Genomic DNA, 17,444 nt, shown 5'->3' on the forward strand with positions numbered 1-17,444 from the left:
GGCGCGTCGCCGGTCATAGTGGGCGCGTAACCGCCCTGGCGGATGCGCTGCCGCCGCCCGTCCAGGCTGCGTAGCCGCACCGCGTAATACCAGCTGCTGTGCTCGTCATCCACCGACAGGCGCGGACCCTACGTCCCTCGCTGACGTCCGGTCTCGGGATCGACACAACCGCATCTCCTGCTGACCCACACACGAGCCATTGCCAGCTGCGCCACCTCCACATCCCACCGTCAACGACGGCAGGAGCAGCCGCTATCGGTCTCGCGCCCCGAGGCTGGCCTGATCGGCGGCGGTACGGCCGGCCGCCCAGCCCTCCCGGTCCCAGGACGTGCGGACCGCGTGCGAGACCAGGTTCGGGAACATGCGCTCGACCGCCTGCTCCACCTCCTGTTCGCGGGCCGCCAGCACCGGCACCAGGTCGGTGCCCCGGCTGGCGCTCTCCTGCGAGACCGCACCCGCCGTGGCCTCGGCGAGCCGCTCCCCGATCCTGGAGGCGAACGCCGACAGGAACGACTGGCGGAACGTCTTGTTCCTCGACCGGCCGGTGCCGTGCTTCTTGGTGCCCGAGTTCACCAGCGCGGTCTGCGCCTGCACCAGCAGCGAGGTGAACAGCACCTCCACCCAGGACAGGTCCGCCCAGAACCCCAGCACGGTGGCGAACCCCAGCTCCTTCGACCAGATCACCCGGCACCTGTTGGCCTCGGCGATGAGGTCGAGCAGCACGGCCTTGGGCTGCTCGTACGGCGCGTCGATGCCGATCCGGATGCCCGCCGGGGCCTCACCTCCGCCTGGCTGCGCGTCCAGCATCGCCGCGTCGATGCTGTACTTCGCCATCAAGCTCTGCGCCGCCGACGTGAACGTCTCCGCCTCCGCCGGGTACGTCGTCGACTCCGCCTTGGCAAGCAGCGCCCGCACCCGCGCGAACGTCTTCTCGCTGACCGCGTGTGAGCGTGCCTGGACCGTACGGCGAGCGGCCCCGGGCCGCGGGCTCAACGACTCCAGCCGCGGCAGCCCGGTCAGCAGCCCCAGCAGCTCCAGCCCACCGGAGACGGTCACCAGCCGGCTGGCCCCGTCGCGTGCCTGCCGCGCCGCCAGGTAGCCGCCCTTCCACCACACCGCGGCCTCCAGGCCGGCGAGTTGGTCGCGCCAGCGCTCATCCACCGTGGCCGGCGCGTAGTCCCGCATCTCCCAGGCGATGAGGTCAGCCGCCGCCCGCCCGTGCCAGTCGGTCAGCCGCCTGGCCGCGATCCTGACCACGTCGGCGGGCTGCCAGCCGTTCCGCCACAACCCCGAGATCGTACGGGTCACAACCTCCACCAGCACGCGATCGGCGTCGTCCCGGTCGGCCAGGAAGGCGGCGGCGGAGTCGAAGGCTGCCTCATCCTCGCGGGCAAGGGCCTCCATCGCCGCGCCGATCAGCTCATCAGCCTTACTCACACGTGCCGTCCACCTTGAAGAAAGTCCGCCAGAACCCTACCGCGACGGAACCTCGTCGCCGGCGCGGTGGAAGGCGGCGAGGTCCTGACCGACCCCGGCTGACCCTGTATCCCGTCAAAACGCAACCACGACGGCTCGCAGCTCAGCCTTCCGCCGCGACCTGTTCGATCATGGGAGCTTGTACGGCGGCCAGCACGGCGGCGGCGAAGGGCAGGGAGTGATGCGTGGCTCCCCAGCCAATGCCGAACACGACGGAGGCGGGATCGTTGTTGGGGTTGGAGAGGGCCTGGTGCCCACGGATGCGCAGCCGCAACGACCCGCGAGCGTCCTCCAGTGCATTCCACTCGACGCCCTCGATCTCGGTGATCGGGTAACGCCGGTCACCTGCCGTGTACTTGGCCGGGGAAGCTCCGGACGAGAACCAGGTGAAGGTGACAGCCTGCCCGTCGAAGGCGGCCTCACCGTCCCATGCCTTGAAACTACGCGGCACCGAAGGGCCGGCGATCAGGAACCGCTCAGCCGGACCGCGCTCGGACAGGGCTGCGCGCATCTCGTCGGCATACTGATCGGCCAGCGTCTTCGTGGCGGCGGGCAGCACCAGCCGGTACGGATCGAGCGACTCCTGGAGCTGCCCCGTTGCCGCGGACATGACCGGATCGGCTCCCTCCCGGGGAACCACCCGCAACACCACCCTGCCGCGTGCACCAGGCTCCAGCATGACATCGGCCAGCGCGACGTACGGCACGAACCGCTCACCGAGCTCCATGCTCAGTTTCGACGCCTTACCCGGCTCAGGCGTAATGCGCAGCCCTCCGTCCTCGAACTCCCACGCGCAACCTCGCCCCTTCAGTACGTCACCCATGCGAGCAAGGATAGGTGCCCGAACACTGGCGGCTGCGCAGACGGGCGGCCACCGCCGGGATCTTGGCCTGCGTTGGAGCCCTCCCGCCGGCGCACGCTGGCGCCGGCCGGACGAAGTAGTGGGGCGGACAGACCGCCGGCGATGCCGAGGGCCGTGTATGCGCTGAACAAGATCAAGCCAACTGTTGGTGCGACCGCACGTGTCGCGTGCCGCCGCGTGCCCTCGTCGGGCGAGGCTGCCGTCCGGCGCCGGTGCCGGTTTTCCCGGCCCGGTGGCTGAAGGCAGTTCTCCGCGACGAGAGGAACATCATGATGAGGCACATCCGAGGGATGTGTTACCCGGTCGCCGCCCTCGCGGCGGTGGCCCTTCCGCTGACGCTGTTCGGCGCGGTCCCGGCCGAGGCCGCACCTGCCGTCACCGCCCCGGCGGTTCCGCGGGTCGCGCCGGATCCCGCCTCATGCCCCGACCAGGTGTCGCTGGTCAACGGCGGTTTCGAGCAGCCGGTCGTCAGCCGCGGGACGTGGGCCTCGTTCCCCGACGCCTCGCAGACCGGCGCGCCGAACCACGTGCCCGGCTGGCTCACCACCGCCACCGACCACATGATCGAGCTGTGGGCCAGCCCGCCGAACCCGGCCAACACCCCGCCCAAGGAGGGCAGGCAACTCGCCGAGCTGAACGCCAACCAGGTCTCGACCCTGTACCAGGACCACGCGACCACCCCGGGGACGAAGCTGTACTGGCGGCTGTCCCACCGCGGTCGGCTGGGGGTCGACACGATGGCCTTGGACATCGGCGCTGTGCAACAGCGGGTCATGTCGGACGGCACCGGGAGCTGGGGCACCTACTCCGGCACCTACATCGTGCCCGCGGGACAGACGACCACCAGGTTCGCCTTCCGTTCCGTCTCGGCGGCCGGAGGGAACCCCACCTTCGGCAACCTGCTCGATGACATCTCCTTCGCGACCGCACCGTGCGTTGTCCTCACCAAGACCGCGAGCCCGCAGGGACCGGTCGACGTCGGCGACGTGATCACCTACCGGGTCACCGCGGTCAACAAGGGCGGCGCCCCGGCGGAGAACGTGCGCCTCACCGACACCGTCCCGGCCGGGACCACCTACGTGCCCGGCTCGCTCCGGGTGGCCGACGGCCCGGGCAGCGGGACCAAGACCGATCAGATGGGCGACGACCAGGGCGAGTTCGACGCCGGCAAGGTCTCCTTCACCCTGGGGAACGGCGCCACCCCCACGGCTGGGGGCTCGCTGCCCAACGCCGCGAGCCTGCCCGGCGGCACCACCGTGGAGTTCAAGGTCAAGGTCGGTCGGGACGCCGCGGGCGGCAAGGTGACCAACCAGGCGACGGCCGACTACGAGAACCGGCTCGGCCCGGAGCCGGAGCAGCTGACCTCTACCAGCGGCGACGCCGTTACCGAGGTCAATCCGGCCGTGGACCTGAGCGTGGTCAAGTCCGCCGATTCGACCAAGGTGACCGTGGGCCAGACCGTCACCTACCGCGTCACCGTACGCAACGCCGGCCCGAACGGCGCGACGGGGGTCATGGTCAAGGACATGCTGCCGTCCAACCTCACCTTCATGTCCGCCATGGCCTCCACCGGGACCTACGCGCCGGCGAGCGGGATGTGGATGGTCGGCGCGCTGGCCAGTGGCGCCTCGGCCACGTTGACCGTCCATGCCAAGGCCACAGCGGTCGGCGAGACGACCAACACGGCCACCGCCGACGGCAAGGAGCTGGATCTCGATCCCGCCAACGACTCCGACACCGTCAAGATCTGCGTCGACCCTGAACCCTTCTGCCCGTACTGCATCAAGGAAGCGAAGAGCTAACAACAGGCCGCCGGTCGACGCATTCGACCGGAAAGCGTCCCTGCCACCGTTTGCCCCGTGGCAGGGACGCGGCCGTCCAGGCCGGGCGACACGTCTTCGGCCTTGGTGACGATCCAGGTGATGCACAGGATCGCGTTCGCGCAGGTCAGTGCCGAGCGCCTCGTCCAGGAAGCGACTCGGTGATCATGTCGTCGTGGTTGACGTTCAAGTCTGATGTGTCACGCGGCGGCCGACCGTCGGCGCGGGCCGATGGTGGCCTCGGGTGCGTCGAGCCAGAGCTGTTGGCCGTCGGGGGTGACGGTCATGCCGAACCGATCGAGGCCCGGCTCACCCCTGCTCACCCACTCGAAGTAGGCGTTGGTGGCCTCTTCCCAGAGGTGACGGTCGCCGAGCTCATACACCCACGGTTCGCCGTCGGGCTCATGGATGGCGGCGCCCCACCGGCCAGGGTCGCCAGGGTCGACGAGGAACACCCTCTTCTCATCGTCGAGCCGCATACGCAAACCGGTCAGGGCTGACATGACCAGGCCGGCGCCGGCCGGCGCGTACGTGATCGTGCGGGGATCCACGGCGGTGGTGAACCGTCGGCCGCTACCGTCGTCCGGATCTCCCGGCGTAGCGGCCTGGGAGCGCATCATCATGTACGAGGCGTAGCCCGGGAACCTCCCGACGGCGCTGCCATCCGGCAGGACGACGAGCCGTAGCGAATGGTCGGTGTCGAACCCGGGCGAGTACGGCGTGACGATGACCGCGCCGGGACGGCATTGCTCGATCCAGGTGTACGGAACGGTATGGACGGCGCACGTGACGTGCACGCGGTCGTACCGGGCTCCCTCTGGCCAGCCGGCCGCCCCATCGCCAACGATCAGGTGCGGGTGCACGCCGGCTGCGGCCAGAGCCTTTCCCGCCTGCTCGCCGACTGCCGGATCGATCTCCATCGATGTCACACGAGCGGCGTCGCCGACCAGGTGGGACAACAGCGCGGCCGTCCACCCGGTACCGGTGCCGACCTCGAGTATGCGGTGCCCGGGATCGGGATCGAGCAGCGTGAGCAGGTCGACCACTGTGCCCGGGGCCGAGTTGGAAGAGGTGTAGCGCCCTTCCACGTCGCGGATGTCCGTTGCACCCTTGTCCAGTTGCGTCACGATGGCGGATGGTCCGTACACAGCCGCCCACCATGCCTCTGGGTCGCGGCGCCGGTCGATCAGCTCGGGGCCTGCGTGGGTCAGAGCCACTCCCAACGAGGGCACGAACAGGTGCCTTGGCACCGCATGTAGCGCGTTGGCGATCGTGCCGCGGATCGGGGCCCGAGTCCCGCTGATCGCAGCGATCATGCCGTCGATGCTTGCCTCGAGGTCGGGCATCACCTTTGTTTTCCGTCCCCCTCATGCTTGCCACCACTGCCGTCCCCATCGCCCGTGTTCTTGTCATGCTTCGGGAGCTCGAGCGGTTTCGACTTGGGCTTTTCGCCTTCGTGCTTGCCCACGCGGAGAGCCTTTCCTCGCCTAGAAAAGAACCGTCTCCGCGACCATATGACTACCGTCCGTTATCGACAAGAGGTCATCCAGTTAGATGAGGTAGACCCTCGAGCTCAGTGTGACGGTGCCCGGTACCGGGCACCTGTCGGCTCCCACCTACCACTGAGAGGACCATGATGACGCTGGTGCCGTTGGCGTCGCTCTCGATGGTCAGGCGGTCGACCCATTGCCGGGCCAGCCACAGCCCCCGGCCGCTGCTGCTGCCGGGTGGCACGGGAGGCAGGCCGTGCTTGTACGGCCGCGGCAGGCCGGGTCCGCTGTCGGTGACCCGGCAGTAGAGCCGGCCGTCGGCCTGCCACGATCTCCGCTCGGTAGGCAATGGGAAAGATCCAAATGTCCTGATCAAGCCATGAAATCGCACACTCCGTCAAGATCGGCAGTCGGTGGTCGTCCCGGCTGAGGCGATCAGGTCTCCCGGGTCAGGAACCGGTGGAGGCTCCGGCAGGCCCGGGTCAGCGAGGACGAACCGCGCTTCTTCGCGTGGGCGGCCACCTCGTGGATCTCGCCCCGCGCGCCGGCCCACGTGGCGATGTCGGTGGCCAGTACGACGGCGTCGGTGTGCGGACGCTGGGCCCGCTCGCCCTCTCTCGGGAGGAAGACGGCCAGGAAGTGGCGCATGATCGTCCATACCTCGGCGTGCGCGCCCTGCTTGGCGGCCAGCTCCAGTGAGGGCAACGCGGGGCCGGCCTCGTAGCGGGTGCGCCGGCCGAGCAGGCCCAGCAGGCGGCCCGTCTCGGCGGCGGGGAGCGCGCCCCTGGCCGCCAGCTGAAGCAGTGGGGGCACCGCTTCGTCGCTCTCCATGGTGAGGAAGTAGGCCAGGACCAGGGCTGTCGCCGGGCCGGACGCGCCTTCGGCCAGGGTCAGGTCGCGGAGGTCGTCGATCGCGATGTCGGGCGGGTCGAAACGGTCGATCAGGCCGATGGCCAGATGAGTCGCCGCGAGCTCCCGGTGGTGGGGCATCATGCCAGGCCAGAAGGGACGTGACATACGCCGGAACGGGCGCATCTCGGGCGCGGTCAGCAGGGCGTCGAGGTGGGTGAGACCGGTGGGCTCCACGGGTTGCCAGCTCACGTTGGCGATGCCGCGCTGGTCGAGGACCTGGTCGTCGTAGGGCACGACGCGGGAGCCGAGGTCGAGGGTCCAGGTCAGCTCCACCTCCGGAGGTGGGGGCGCGCCGTGCTCGAACCAGCGGGCCACCATCGCGGCGGCCGCCGAGCCGATGCTCTTCGCGCGTTCGGCCAGGTCGGGGGCGGGATGGGGCGGGAGGCGTAACAGGGCCTGTTCCACGTCCAGCGGGAGCGGTTCGCAGCCGGAGTCCGCGCACACGGCCAGGCGGTTGAGCAAGGTCTCGGGGTCGAGGTGGCCGTCGGCGCGGGTGGGGGTGGCCAGCAGGATCGGGGGCAGGGCTCCGGCCTTCGCCGCGCGCAGGAGTTCGTCGAGGCGGGACAGGAGGAAGGCGTGGGGGCGGGCGCACTCCCGCAAGTGGGGGAGGCGGTTCCAGGGGGCGGGCGCCGGTCGCGCCTTCGGGTCGTAGAGGTCGGTCTGGACGTCGGTCGTCCGCAGAATGTCCTCCTGTACGTAGTCGGGCATCTCGTGGAGCGGGACGATCGTGCGGAGGCCGGGGAACAGCTCGAAGGCCGTGGCCGCGAGGTTCACCATGCCGTCGTACAGGGCCTGCCCGAGATCGCCGGACAGGCCGGGGACGGCCCGCTGCTCCTCGGAGATCATCCTCCGGTACGACGGGCGCTGCCTCGGCGGACGGGACGCGGGCGGCCCCGGATCTTCGCCGGGGTTGACGAGTTCCCTGGCCAGCGCGGTGCACCAGTCACGCGGGGACTGCCACGTCGGCGCGTCGTAGAGCACCGGCCGCAGGTGTTCGCCGAAGCGCCGGGCCAGCGTTTCCTTCAGGGATTCCGGGTTCGCATGTGCCTCCCGCGTGACCGCCGCCAGCCACGCCTCGACGTCGATCCAGCCGATCTCCTCCGGCGGGCCGCTCTCCAGGCCGGAGGTGGGGAACGGTCCGGGGACGGTGGCCTCGGGCCGGCGGCCGGGGGCGAAGTCGCTGGTCCAGCCTTCGATGAAGCGCTCGAAGAGCTGCCGGGCCGAGGCTGGGGGCAGTAGTTCGGCCGCCTCCAGGATCGGGGCGGGGTCGGTGAGGTGGCCGGCGTGCTTGAGGGTGAGGGTGACGGCGCGGTCGCGCACCTCGTGAGAGGCGTGCGCGTACGCGTTGGTCAGCGCGGTGACGTGGTCGGCCACACGTTCCGGGTGGTGGCCTAGGTCGCGGTCGAGCCAGGTCAGGCCCTTCACGGCGAGCTTGGCCTCTTGGCGGAAGGTCATCGCCTCGATGGCCTCGGCGACGTCCGCCGGGTCGAGCCGCGCCTGGCGCACCTGCTGCCAGGCCAGCTCGGCTACCGGGCCCGGCGCGGTGGGCAGCAGACGCAGGTAGTCGCGCAGCCGTCCGGCCGACTCCTCTGGTGTGGGTGCCACGAGCGTGTGCAGCCGGACGAAGAAACGCAGGTCCCGCGCGTCGCCGCCGAGCAGGAAACGGCGTACGCAGCCGGTGATGATCTGCTCGCGCGGCAGCGTGCGGGCGGTCAGGGCCAGCCAGCGGGACGGCTTCGGGGTGAGCGTCTCGTTGACCAGCGCCCGGCCCGCGCCGGGCGCCTCGAAGATCTTCGGAAGCAGGTGGGGCGTCAGCGGGTCCTTGGCCACGCCCACCGCCGAGAGCCAGGCCGTCACCAGCGGCTCGTGGTCGGGTGGGGTGGCCTCGCCGTCGCGCAGCAGTGCCAAGGCCAGCGGTACGATCCGGTCGTCGGGACGGCGGATGCGGCGCGCGAGCCGTACCGCCAGATCGGCACGCCAGGCCACCGGGCGGCCGGAGACCGCCTTCACCAGCCGGTGCGGGCTCGGCGCGCCGGACCAGCGGGGATTGAGGTCGCGCTTCATCAGCCAGGTGGCCACCCCGGCCGGGCCGGGAATGGTCGCCGCGCCGACCATCATCAGCACCTCGGACGAGCCGGTGACCTGGTCGCCGGCGGTCCAGTCGAAGGCGTCCCAGCCGACGGTGGCGGCCAGTAGCGGGTTCGCGCGGAGCTCGGCGAGCAGGCTCGGCAACTCGGCGGCGACGGCGCCCCGCTCGGCGTCGGTGAGCTTCGGCAACCGCGACGCCAGACCCTCGGCGTCGTGGTTGAGCACGAGATTCCTGATCTCGGTACGGATGTCGTCAGAGGTCATGACGTGGCTCCGGTGAGCTGGGCGTGCAGGCGCTTGCACTCGTGGACGAAGCGGATCGTCCGGCGGCTCCGCGCGAACTCGCCGACGATCGGGATCTCCCCGCGCGCGCCGGTCCAGCGGGCCACGTCGGCGGCGAAGGCGACGAGTTCGGCGTGGGTGACGGTGATGCGCTGCCCCTCTTGCGGCAGCATCCCGGGCAGCAGGGCGCGCAGGATGCGCCACACCTCCTGGTGGCCGCCGGCGTCGGCCAGCTCGGTCAGGGCCGCGATGGCGGGGCGGGTCTCCTGCCAGGTGCGGCGCAGTATCAGCGCGAGCTGGCGGCCGATCGCCTCGGCGGGCAGCTCGCCCCTGGCGGCCATGCTCAGGACCAGCGGGATCACGCTGGGCATGCTGTCGGCCAGGAGGAAGGCGAGGATCACCGCCGTGGACTCGCCCATCGGGCCCTGGGCGATCTCCAGGCCGGTGATGTCCGCCGGAACCATCCCCGCGCCCCAGTGGCCGCGCAGCAGGAAGGGCAGGAAGTTGACGGCCACGACCTCGCGGTGCGAGGGCACCATAGCGGGCCACGCCCTGAGCGCGCCGCCGAACTTGTCGGTCGTCCAGTCGAACGGCTGGCGCAGCAGCACCTCGTCGATCAGCCGATGCCCGCTCGGGGCCGTCACCCGCAGCACGGGCTGCAGCCTGACCTGGGTGAAGTGTTCCGGTTCGCCGTCGCCGAACTCGACCATGGACGCTTCGACCATGTGGCGCCACACGTGGCCGCACTCGGGGTCGGCCATGCCGTCGCCGACGAGCCAGCGGGCGGCCGAGCGTGCCGCCGCCGAGTCGATTTCGGCGGCCCGGTCGGCCGCGGCCGGGTGGCCGCCCCGGGGCAGCCGCAGCAGCGCCTGCGCCAGGTCGGCCGGGGGCGGCTCCACGCCGGCGGCGGCGCAGGTCTCCAGCCGGTCGATCAGTACGTCGGGGTCGAGGTGGCCGCTCATCCAGGTCGGGGTGGCCAGCAGCACCGGCGGCAGGGTGCCGTCGCGCAGGGCCTCGGTGAGTTCCGCGTAGCGGTGCAGCAGGAAGTCGTGGGGCGGGGAGACGTGATCGGGGTGGGGCAGCTGGTTGCGCCGCCGCCACTCGTCGTGCTCGGGCAGCGCCTTGGGCATGAAGGAACGCAGCCGGGGCGGCACGAAGACGACGGTCGCCTGTACGAGCGGCTCGCCCGGGTTCGGTGGGGGCACCTGCTCTCCCGCCCGCATCGCCGCGATCCGGTCGGGGTCCACGCCGAGTTCGGCCATGCGCTCGTAAGCGTGGTCGAGGATGGAGGACGGCATGGCCTCCTCGGAGTCGTCGTACAAGACGCCGGGCCTCGGCCGCGCCGGACGGAGGTGACCCGGCAGTCCGTCGTCGGTGGGGGAGCCGTTCAGGTGGATCCGGCCTCTGACGAAGGGGATCTGCCGGTCGCCCTCGTGGGCCACCGCCCCGGTCGGGCCGTCGTCGCTGGTCCAGGTGATGAAGAAGGCGCGCAGCGGGGTGTCGTCGTCGAGATGGCGGCCGGGCCGATAGGCGCCGCCCACCATGATCCGCCGGGGCGACGGCTCCGCGTCGGGCTCCTCGCCACGGGTGAGGGCGCGCACTTCTACGGAGTGGTTCGCGCTGTCCCAGAACGTCTCCGGTTCGATCGGCGGTAGCTCCGGCACGCTGCCGGGGGTGACGAGCTCGGCGGCCAGCGCCGACTGCCAGTCGTCGGGGTCGAGGCGCACCTTCCTGGACCGCCAGTGGCGCTGGTTCTGCTCGACGTGGGGCTCGAGCGTGCGGCGCAGTTTCGCCCGGTCGTCGGCGATCCCGGCGACGAAGGCCGCCAGCCAGCGTTCCTGGCCGATCCAGCGCTCGTGGTGGTCGGGGAAGATCGACGGCTCGGGGAACCGCCGCGCGTCCGGCAGCTCGGGCAGCGGCGGGAACTCCTTCCGCGCCGGCAGCTCCTCGACCGGGGCCTCCCCGCCGAACCGTTCGGCCAGCTTCGCGCCCAGGTCGGCGGGGAGGTGGCGGACGCCGTCGAGGATCGCCTCGGCGTGGTCGGCGAACAGGCCGGCGTGTTTCAGGGTCAGCCCGACCGCGCGGTTGCGGACATCGAAGGACTTGTGCGCGTACGCCGTGGTCAGCGCGGTCACGAAGTCGGCGGCCACCTCGGGCTTGGCCCGGATCGCCTGGTCGAGCCAGCGCAGGCCCGTGGCGGCGAACTTGGCCTCGTCCCGGAAGGTGAGCGCGTCGACCGCCTCGACCAGGTCGGCGTGGTCCAGCGGCATCGCCCCGCGCACCTGCCCCGCGGCCAGTTCGGCGACCGTGCCCGGAGCCGACGGCAACAACCGCAGGTAGTCGCGCAGGCGGGGAGCGGACTCCGCGGGCGTGGGGTCGAGGAGCGTGTGCAGCCGTACGAAGAAACGCAGGTCCTGCGCCTCGCCGCCGCGCAGGAAACGGCTCACGCAACCATCGAGCACCTGCTCCCTGGGTAGTTCGCGGGCGGTGGCGGCCAGCCAGCGGGTTGGCCGGGGCTCCAGCCGCTCGTCACGGAGGGCGCGGCCCGCGCCGTCGGCGGTGAAGACACGAGGCAGCAGCACGGGGGTCAGCGGGTCACCGGCCACGCTCGGCGCGGCCAGCCAGGCGGCCACCAGCGGGTCGTGGTCGGGCGGCACGGCTCCGGACTCGCGCAGCAGCGCCACGGCCAGCGGCGCGATGCGGTCGGCGGGACGGCGCAACCGCTGGGCCAGCCGGACCGCGACATCGCGACGCCACTCCCAGGGGCGGGTGGCCGCCACCCGGCACACCTGGGCGACGTCCAGGTCCTCGGCCCAGCGGCGGTTGACGTCGCGGCTGGTCATCCACGTCACGGCGGCCGCCGGACCGGTGATGACGCCGACACCGGTCAGCAGCAGCGCGCCGGCCACTTCGTTCAGCAGGTCGCCGAAATCCCAGAAGACCATCTCCTCCAAGTCGTGGGGATGCTGGGCGCGCAGCTCCTCGGTGAGGGCGCCGCGCAGCTCCTTGACGAGGCCGGGCAACCGCCCGCCCAGCTCGGCGCGCTCCTCTTCGGTGAGCGTGACCAGCCGGTCGGCCAGGCGGGTGACCTGGTTGCCGGTGATCAGATCGCAGATCTCCGTCCAGAGGGTCATCAGGAGACCTCCACGGCGGCGCGGGCGACGATCCGGGCGGCCAGCACGTGTTTGCACGGCCCACGGGAGCCGCGATGGTCCCACCACCACTCGCAGGTGCAGGAGCCGTCGGCCAGCGAGACCCGGCGCGCGCCGCCCGAGGTGCGGACGGTGGCCGACTCGCCTTCGAGGTGCACGGCGCCCGCGTCGACGAGCTTGCGCGCCTTGGCCAGCCGCGGGTTGAGCAGGATCACGTTGTCCTTGTCATAGGGCAGCTCACGGTGGAAGTGGGCGGCCTCCGACAGGTCGTAACCGACCCGGCCGGCCACGCCGAGCTGCGTCAGCGCGGTCCGCACCCGGTCTGCGGGGATGCCCGCGCGGTCGGCCAGCAGGCCGATCTCGACCTCGGGCTCGAAGTTGAGCAGCATGCCCACCACGTCGGCGTCGTTCTCGGCCTCGTCGGTGGCCAGATCGTCGAGCACCGCGCCCTCGCCGGAGAAGCCGCGCCAGCGCTCGGGCGAGAGGGTGAGCGTGTAGCGCATGCCCGGCAGCTCCAGCTCCCAGGCGCTGGAGGCGGCGTCGGCCGGGCCGTACACCCGCAGGGACTTCGCGAAGCGAAGCAGTGGCAGGAGGGTGCCGAGCCGGTTGGGGCCGGCGAGCTGGACCGAGCCCGGAACCTGACGGTCGGAGACCTTCAGCTCACGCCCCGCCTGCGCCACCCACACCGTGCCCTTCCTGGGCAGCCCGCGCAGGAACCGCACCGCCGCCATGCCGGCCAGCTCACCGCGCTGGTCCATGCCCGAGGCGATGACCTGCACCTCGGCGAATCCGCGCAACCAGCGTTCGGGCAGCGGCACCTTCTTCTCCACCACCGCGCCGTCCATCGTGGTCACGACCAGCTCGTCGAGGCCCACTCCCAGGTGCAACGGGTCACGCGCGCCGATGCGCGCCAGCGCCTCCCGGAGCGCCGCGTTCACGTCGACGTTGGTGGTGCCTCGGTCGAACACCTCGCCGTCGAGCGTGCCGTTCAGCAGATCAAGCCGGGCGTACACGCCGCCGCAGGCCGAGAACGACTCGAACCGCAACCGGTCTCCGTTGCACGTCACCACCGGGTCCCGCACCCAGCCGGGCCGCGCCTGCGGCTGGTGGTAGCGGGCCAGTGCCACATCGGCGACGCCGAGCAGGCCCGCCGCGGCGGGGGCCGCCTGGGTCACCACGCCGCTGAAGAACCGGGGAGCCACGGCCGGGCCGGACAGGGCCCGGCCGCCGGAGGTCGCCAATCCGAGACGACCGTCGACAAGGGAGGAGGGCGCGGCGTACGTGTACGCCTGCGTCGCTGAAGTCATGGCCGGGACAATAGATCGCCCCACCGACAAACCGGCGCGGCAGCTGTCGAGGAGATGAAAGAACCTGTGAACATTCACCCCCTCTGCCGGGCGAACTGGGTAATTTGTCGAGGAGAGTGGCCTTCAGTCGCTCATGGGACCAAAGGAGGCTGCGGCCGCACTTCTTCCCGCGCGGTGTTCGGGCCGCGTACGGGTCCCGATGGCGGCGCAACCCCCTTGCCCACCGAAATACGAGCCCGCTGACCACTTGCCGTTAGATGGTTTATCAGCGTCAAGTGGGACAACAGGGGTCGATAACTTACATAACAACTCATATGGGTTATCTGATCGCTAGTCCTGTCGCGGGATTGCGTATCCTCAATACAGGCTATTCGCGAAGGAGGAGCCATGGTTCGTTCCAGGCCCCAGGTAATCGTGATAGCGCTGCGCGGGGTCGTTGACGACCGTGTAGCGAAGGAGGCTGCGCGATTGCTGGGCGCGCGCCTGGAGCAGAATGAGCGCTGGCTGGTCTTCGACCTGTCCGGCGCCGAACGGATCACTCCGGGCGGCTGGCGGTTCATACTGCGCGCGTGGCTCGACGCGCGTGCCGCGGGCGGAGGCGCGACCCTGGCGGGCGATGCGAAGATTTCGCGAGATGTGACTCGCCAGATCGGGCTGCCGACCTCACCTGACGTGGATCACGCCCTGGCGGCACTGAATCCGGAGCGCCGGATATCGGAGCTCGTGCCGGCACCGGACGAGGTGCGGCCTCGGCTGGGAGCTCGGCCTGTCGACGGGTATGAAAGGGCCTTCCTCGCCTTCTTCGGCTACCGGCCGTCATCCGATCCGTTGAAAGACGCGTTCTCCCGGGCGTTGGTCATGCAGGCGCTCGCCGACGTCAGGCGGGATGCGGTGGAGCCGGATCCGGCTCTGGAGATGATGCCGGCCGGGCCGGACGACGACGTGCTGGACGCACTGCGCGAGTCGCTGCTGCCCAGAGGCACCCAGGAGGGCTTCGCCTATCTGGGGGACGCGGAGAGCGCGCCGGCGGTGGAGAAGGCGCTGCGGCAGTTCGGTGAGGCGTTCGGATGGGAGGTGACGCCGCGTTCTGAGCCGCTGGAGGGCTCGTGGTTCCGCCGGTTTCGCCTGAAGGCCACGGACCTGGCGATGTCCTCGGACGCCAAGGAGATCGCCGAAGAGCTGCGCCGGGCCGCCGAACTTCGAGCGCTGCACAGCGTACAGGCCGAGAACGACAGCAAGCAGGCACAGGCCGCGGCGACGCTGATCCAGGCACTCGACGGCACAGAGCAGGCGGTGGTACTGGTCGGGTCAGTCCTGGTCATCAAGGACGCGGGCCGCTTGGCGGTGCGTACGCTGACCCAGCGTCAGCTCATCTACCTGGAGCGCAGCGCTGACATGACGCAGCCGAGCAATGTGCTCGAGGCGCTGGAGCGGTGCGGTGCCGCTGACGATCCGCCGCCGACGCGGGTGCGCTCCCTGCCGCCAGGCGAAGATGATGACTGATGTGGACAGCGCGCATCGATGCCGTCTTTCGCGGCGATGTAGGTCGTCAGTCTGATCTTCGTCGCCGACAAATCATCACCAAGCCCACCCCGCTCAACTGAAGGATCCTACTCAGGGGTGGTTCGGTTGCGTAGCGGAGGCCTCCAGAGTGACGGTGGTGCCGTCGGCGCCGGTGTCGATGGTCAGGCGGCTGACCCACTGCCGGGCCAGCCACAGTCCCCGGCCGCTGCTGCTGTCGGCCGGTACGGGATCGTGGCCGTGCTCGTCCGGTCGCGGCAGGCCGGGGCCGTTGTCGGTGACCCGGCAGTAGAGCCGGCCGTCGGCCTGCCACAGGCTCAACCGCCCGCCCCCGCCGCCGTAGCGCACCGCGTTGGTGGTGATCTCGTTGACCGCGACCACGAACCGGTACAGGTCCTGCCCGGTGAGACGGTGCCGCTCGGCGTACCGCTCCACCAGTCGCCGCACCGTGACGAGCGTGTCGAAGTCGAAGTCGTACTGGAGCTCCAGGGCTTCGTCGGGCTCACTCATCGGCGCCTCGCCCCCGAGCGGACACCATGGTGGTATTCAGCCGCCCTCAGCCCAGCCCGAACGCGGTGAGCAGCCCCGTTATGCGCAGTTGGTCGAACACCCGGGGAGTGGGATGCTCCACGCTGAAGGCCGCCTCGACCTCGGCGGACGCCTTCATCGCGTCCACGAGCACGCCGATCCCGGAGGAGTCGAGGAAGGCCACCTCGCCCATCTCGATCCGCACCACGGAAGGACGCTCGTCGATCACGGCGGAGGCCACGGTCTTCCGTACCCAGGCCGCGTTGGTGAAGTCGATGTCCCCGCGCAGCACCACCTCCAGCAGACCGTCGGTTACGGTGCCGACCGACACCACGTCCATGCGCATTCCTTCCTCTGCCGAGCACGGCGGGCTCACCCCGTGACGCACTTCGGCCCGCCGGTCGGGTATGGCCGGCTGCTCGCACGAACCATTGTCCCGGTATATACGGGTATCTATCACCGGCTCGCCCACCACGCCACCCACGGGACGGTTCTCAGCGGCCTGTTCACGCGCCTGAGCCGGGCACATCGGCGGTCTGCCGGGCTGTTGATTCGTGCTCGCCTGCCCCGGGCGGAGTGACTCACCGCCGTTTCTGGCGCTGTCGCCGGTGGTCAACGGGCGGCGGTCGCGCGGCCTCTCGCGAACCAGACGGAACCACGGTCCGTCCGGCTGCCTACGGGCGGGCGGTCGGGCCAGGTGGGCCGTGGGTCCGTCCGGCAGACGATCCGTGGGCGGCCGAGTCCGGCGGAGTCGGCCGCCCGGCAGACGATCCGCGAGCGGCCGAGTCCGGCGGAGTCGTGGTTCGGGGCGGCATACCATGTGATCGTGAGTTTCAGCCCCCGGCGTGAGCCGCGCTCCGGCGCCCGCAGAGGGGCCGTGCCCAGCATCCGCGACGTCGCGGCCGCCGCGGGCGTCTCCTATCAGACCGTTTCGCGGGTGCTCAACGACTCGCCCCGGGTGCGCCCCGACACCAGGGCCGCGGTGCTCGCGGCCATCGAGACGCTGGGGTTCCGCCCCAACCGGGCCGCGCGGGCACTAGGTCTCGGGCGCGCTCCCGGCATCACCGTGGTGACCGCCAACACCATGCTGTACGGCTACGCGTCCACGCTGCAGGGCATCGAGGAGGCCGCGCGGACCGAGGGCCTGGCCGTGGGGGTCAGGGTCGTGGAGTCGGACTCGCTCGCCGAGGTCAAGCAGACGGTCGACTACGTGAGCGACCCGAGCGCGGGCGGCCTGATCATCATCGCGTTCGACCCGGCGGGCACCGCGGTGCTGGCGGCGTTGCCGCCGGACATCCCGGCGATCGCCGCGACCGAGCCGGTGGCGCCCGACACGGGCAGGGTGGCGATCGCGCTGGACGAGCGGGGGGCCGCCGCCGACGCCACCGAGCACCTGCTGGCGCTGGGCCACCGGACCGTGCACCACGTGGCGATTCCGTCCGAGGGGCGCTCCAGCGGCAGGCAGGCCGGCTGGTGCGACGCGCTGTCGCGGGCGGGCGCCGAGATCCCCGAGGTGATCGGCTCGGGCTGGGACATCCGCGCCGCCTACCTGGCCGGGCAGCGGCTGGCCGCCGAACCGGACGTCACGGCGGTGCTGTGCGGCAACGACGACATCGCCCAGGGGGTGCGCCGCGCTCTCTACGACGCGGGCAGGGACGTGCCCGGTGACGTGAGCATCGTCGGGTTCGACGACATTCCCGGCTCGGCGTTCTGGATCCCCGCGCTGACCACCGTGCGGATGGACTTCGTCGGGCTGGGCCGGGCGTGCTTCCTGGCGGCGGTGGCCGAGCTGACCGGGCAGCCGCAACCGGAGACCGAACTCACACCGCCCCGCCTCATCGTGCGCGAATCAACCGCCCCGCCGCGCCGCCGGTCCTGAAACCCGCGCCGTAACGGCGCCTCCGTGCGCCAGGCCGAGACCGAGGCTGAAATCAGCACGTAACAATCCGGCAAAGGGCCCTTCCGCTCCTGGCATGTGACCGCTCACACTCCATGTGACCGGTCAC

12 protein-coding genes are annotated in these 17,444 nt (G+C 71.0%); 3 read left to right on the forward strand and 9 right to left on the reverse strand.

The window, feature by feature from the left end:
• Nucleotides 1–252: 252 nt before the first annotated feature.
• Both AB0B91_RS30745 and AB0B91_RS30750 read right to left on the reverse strand, forming a co-directional pair.
• On the reverse strand, nucleotides 253–1,437 hold the full coding sequence (locus AB0B91_RS30745) for a DUF2786 domain-containing protein (RefSeq protein WP_358326940.1): 1,185 nt from the start codon (nucleotides 1,435–1,437) through the stop codon (nucleotides 253–255).
• A 142-nt stretch (nucleotides 1,438–1,579) separates the two neighbouring features.
• Nucleotides 1,580–2,299 (reverse strand): DUF4429 domain-containing protein, encoded by a 720-nt coding sequence (locus AB0B91_RS30750; RefSeq protein WP_358326941.1) that lies wholly within the window; start codon nucleotides 2,297–2,299, stop codon nucleotides 1,580–1,582.
• Between the two features lie 308 nt (nucleotides 2,300–2,607).
• Between AB0B91_RS30750 and AB0B91_RS30755 the strand changes: the two genes are divergently transcribed.
• Nucleotides 2,608–4,140, forward strand: coding sequence for an isopeptide-forming domain-containing fimbrial protein (locus AB0B91_RS30755; RefSeq protein WP_358326943.1), 1,533 nt, complete (start codon nucleotides 2,608–2,610; stop codon nucleotides 4,138–4,140).
• A gap of 218 nt (nucleotides 4,141–4,358) precedes the next feature.
• Here the strand turns inward: AB0B91_RS30755 and AB0B91_RS30760 are convergent, their stop codons facing one another.
• The 5 genes from AB0B91_RS30760 to AB0B91_RS30780 form a co-directional block, all read right to left on the reverse strand.
• Entirely contained in the window at nucleotides 4,359–5,474 is a 1,116-nt protein-coding gene (locus AB0B91_RS30760) for a methyltransferase domain-containing protein (protein WP_358326945.1), read from the reverse strand.
• Nucleotides 5,475–5,700: 226 nt separating this feature from the next.
• Nucleotides 5,701–6,039, reverse strand: coding sequence for an ATP-binding protein (locus tag AB0B91_RS30765; RefSeq protein ID WP_358326947.1), 339 nt, complete (start codon nucleotides 6,037–6,039; stop codon nucleotides 5,701–5,703).
• 44 nt (nucleotides 6,040–6,083) lie between these two features.
• Nucleotides 6,084–8,912 (reverse strand): hypothetical protein, encoded by a 2,829-nt coding sequence (locus tag AB0B91_RS30770; protein WP_358326949.1) that lies wholly within the window; start codon nucleotides 8,910–8,912, stop codon nucleotides 6,084–6,086.
• Nucleotides 8,909–12,064: a DUF6493 family protein gene (locus tag AB0B91_RS30775; RefSeq protein WP_358326951.1), complete on the reverse strand. Its 3,156-nt coding sequence runs from the start codon at nucleotides 12,062–12,064 to the stop codon at nucleotides 8,909–8,911. Before AB0B91_RS30775 ends, AB0B91_RS30770 begins: the two co-directional genes overlap by 4 nt.
• Nucleotides 12,064–13,389, reverse strand: coding sequence for an SWIM zinc finger family protein (locus AB0B91_RS30780; protein WP_358326953.1), 1,326 nt, complete (start codon nucleotides 13,387–13,389; stop codon nucleotides 12,064–12,066). The genes AB0B91_RS30775 and AB0B91_RS30780 overlap by 1 nt, the downstream gene beginning before the upstream one ends.
• A gap of 387 nt (nucleotides 13,390–13,776) precedes the next feature.
• On the opposite strand from AB0B91_RS30780, the gene AB0B91_RS30785 reads away from it, so the two are divergent.
• Complete coding sequence (locus AB0B91_RS30785) at nucleotides 13,777–14,892, forward strand: hypothetical protein (RefSeq protein WP_358326955.1); 1,116 nt, start codon at nucleotides 13,777–13,779, stop codon at nucleotides 14,890–14,892.
• Nucleotides 14,893–15,003: 111 nt separating this feature from the next.
• Here AB0B91_RS30785 and AB0B91_RS30790 read toward each other — a convergent pair whose 3' ends face one another.
• Nucleotides 15,004–15,420, reverse strand: a complete 417-nt coding sequence (locus AB0B91_RS30790; RefSeq protein ID WP_358326957.1) for an ATP-binding protein — start codon at nucleotides 15,418–15,420, stop codon at nucleotides 15,004–15,006.
• A 46-nt stretch (nucleotides 15,421–15,466) separates the two neighbouring features.
• Nucleotides 15,467–15,778 (reverse strand): STAS domain-containing protein, encoded by a 312-nt coding sequence (locus tag AB0B91_RS30795; protein WP_358326959.1) that lies wholly within the window; start codon nucleotides 15,776–15,778, stop codon nucleotides 15,467–15,469.
• A 486-nt stretch (nucleotides 15,779–16,264) separates the two neighbouring features.
• On the opposite strand from AB0B91_RS30795, the gene AB0B91_RS30800 reads away from it, so the two are divergent.
• Entirely contained in the window at nucleotides 16,265–17,317 is a 1,053-nt protein-coding gene (locus tag AB0B91_RS30800; RefSeq protein ID WP_358326961.1) for a LacI family DNA-binding transcriptional regulator, read from the forward strand.
• Nucleotides 17,318–17,444: the final 127 nt, after the last annotated feature.

The sequence above is a fragment of the Nonomuraea sp. NPDC049141 genome (genome assembly GCF_040648415.1).
In the GTDB taxonomy this organism is placed as follows: Bacteria; Actinomycetota; Actinomycetes; order Streptosporangiales; family Streptosporangiaceae; genus Nonomuraea.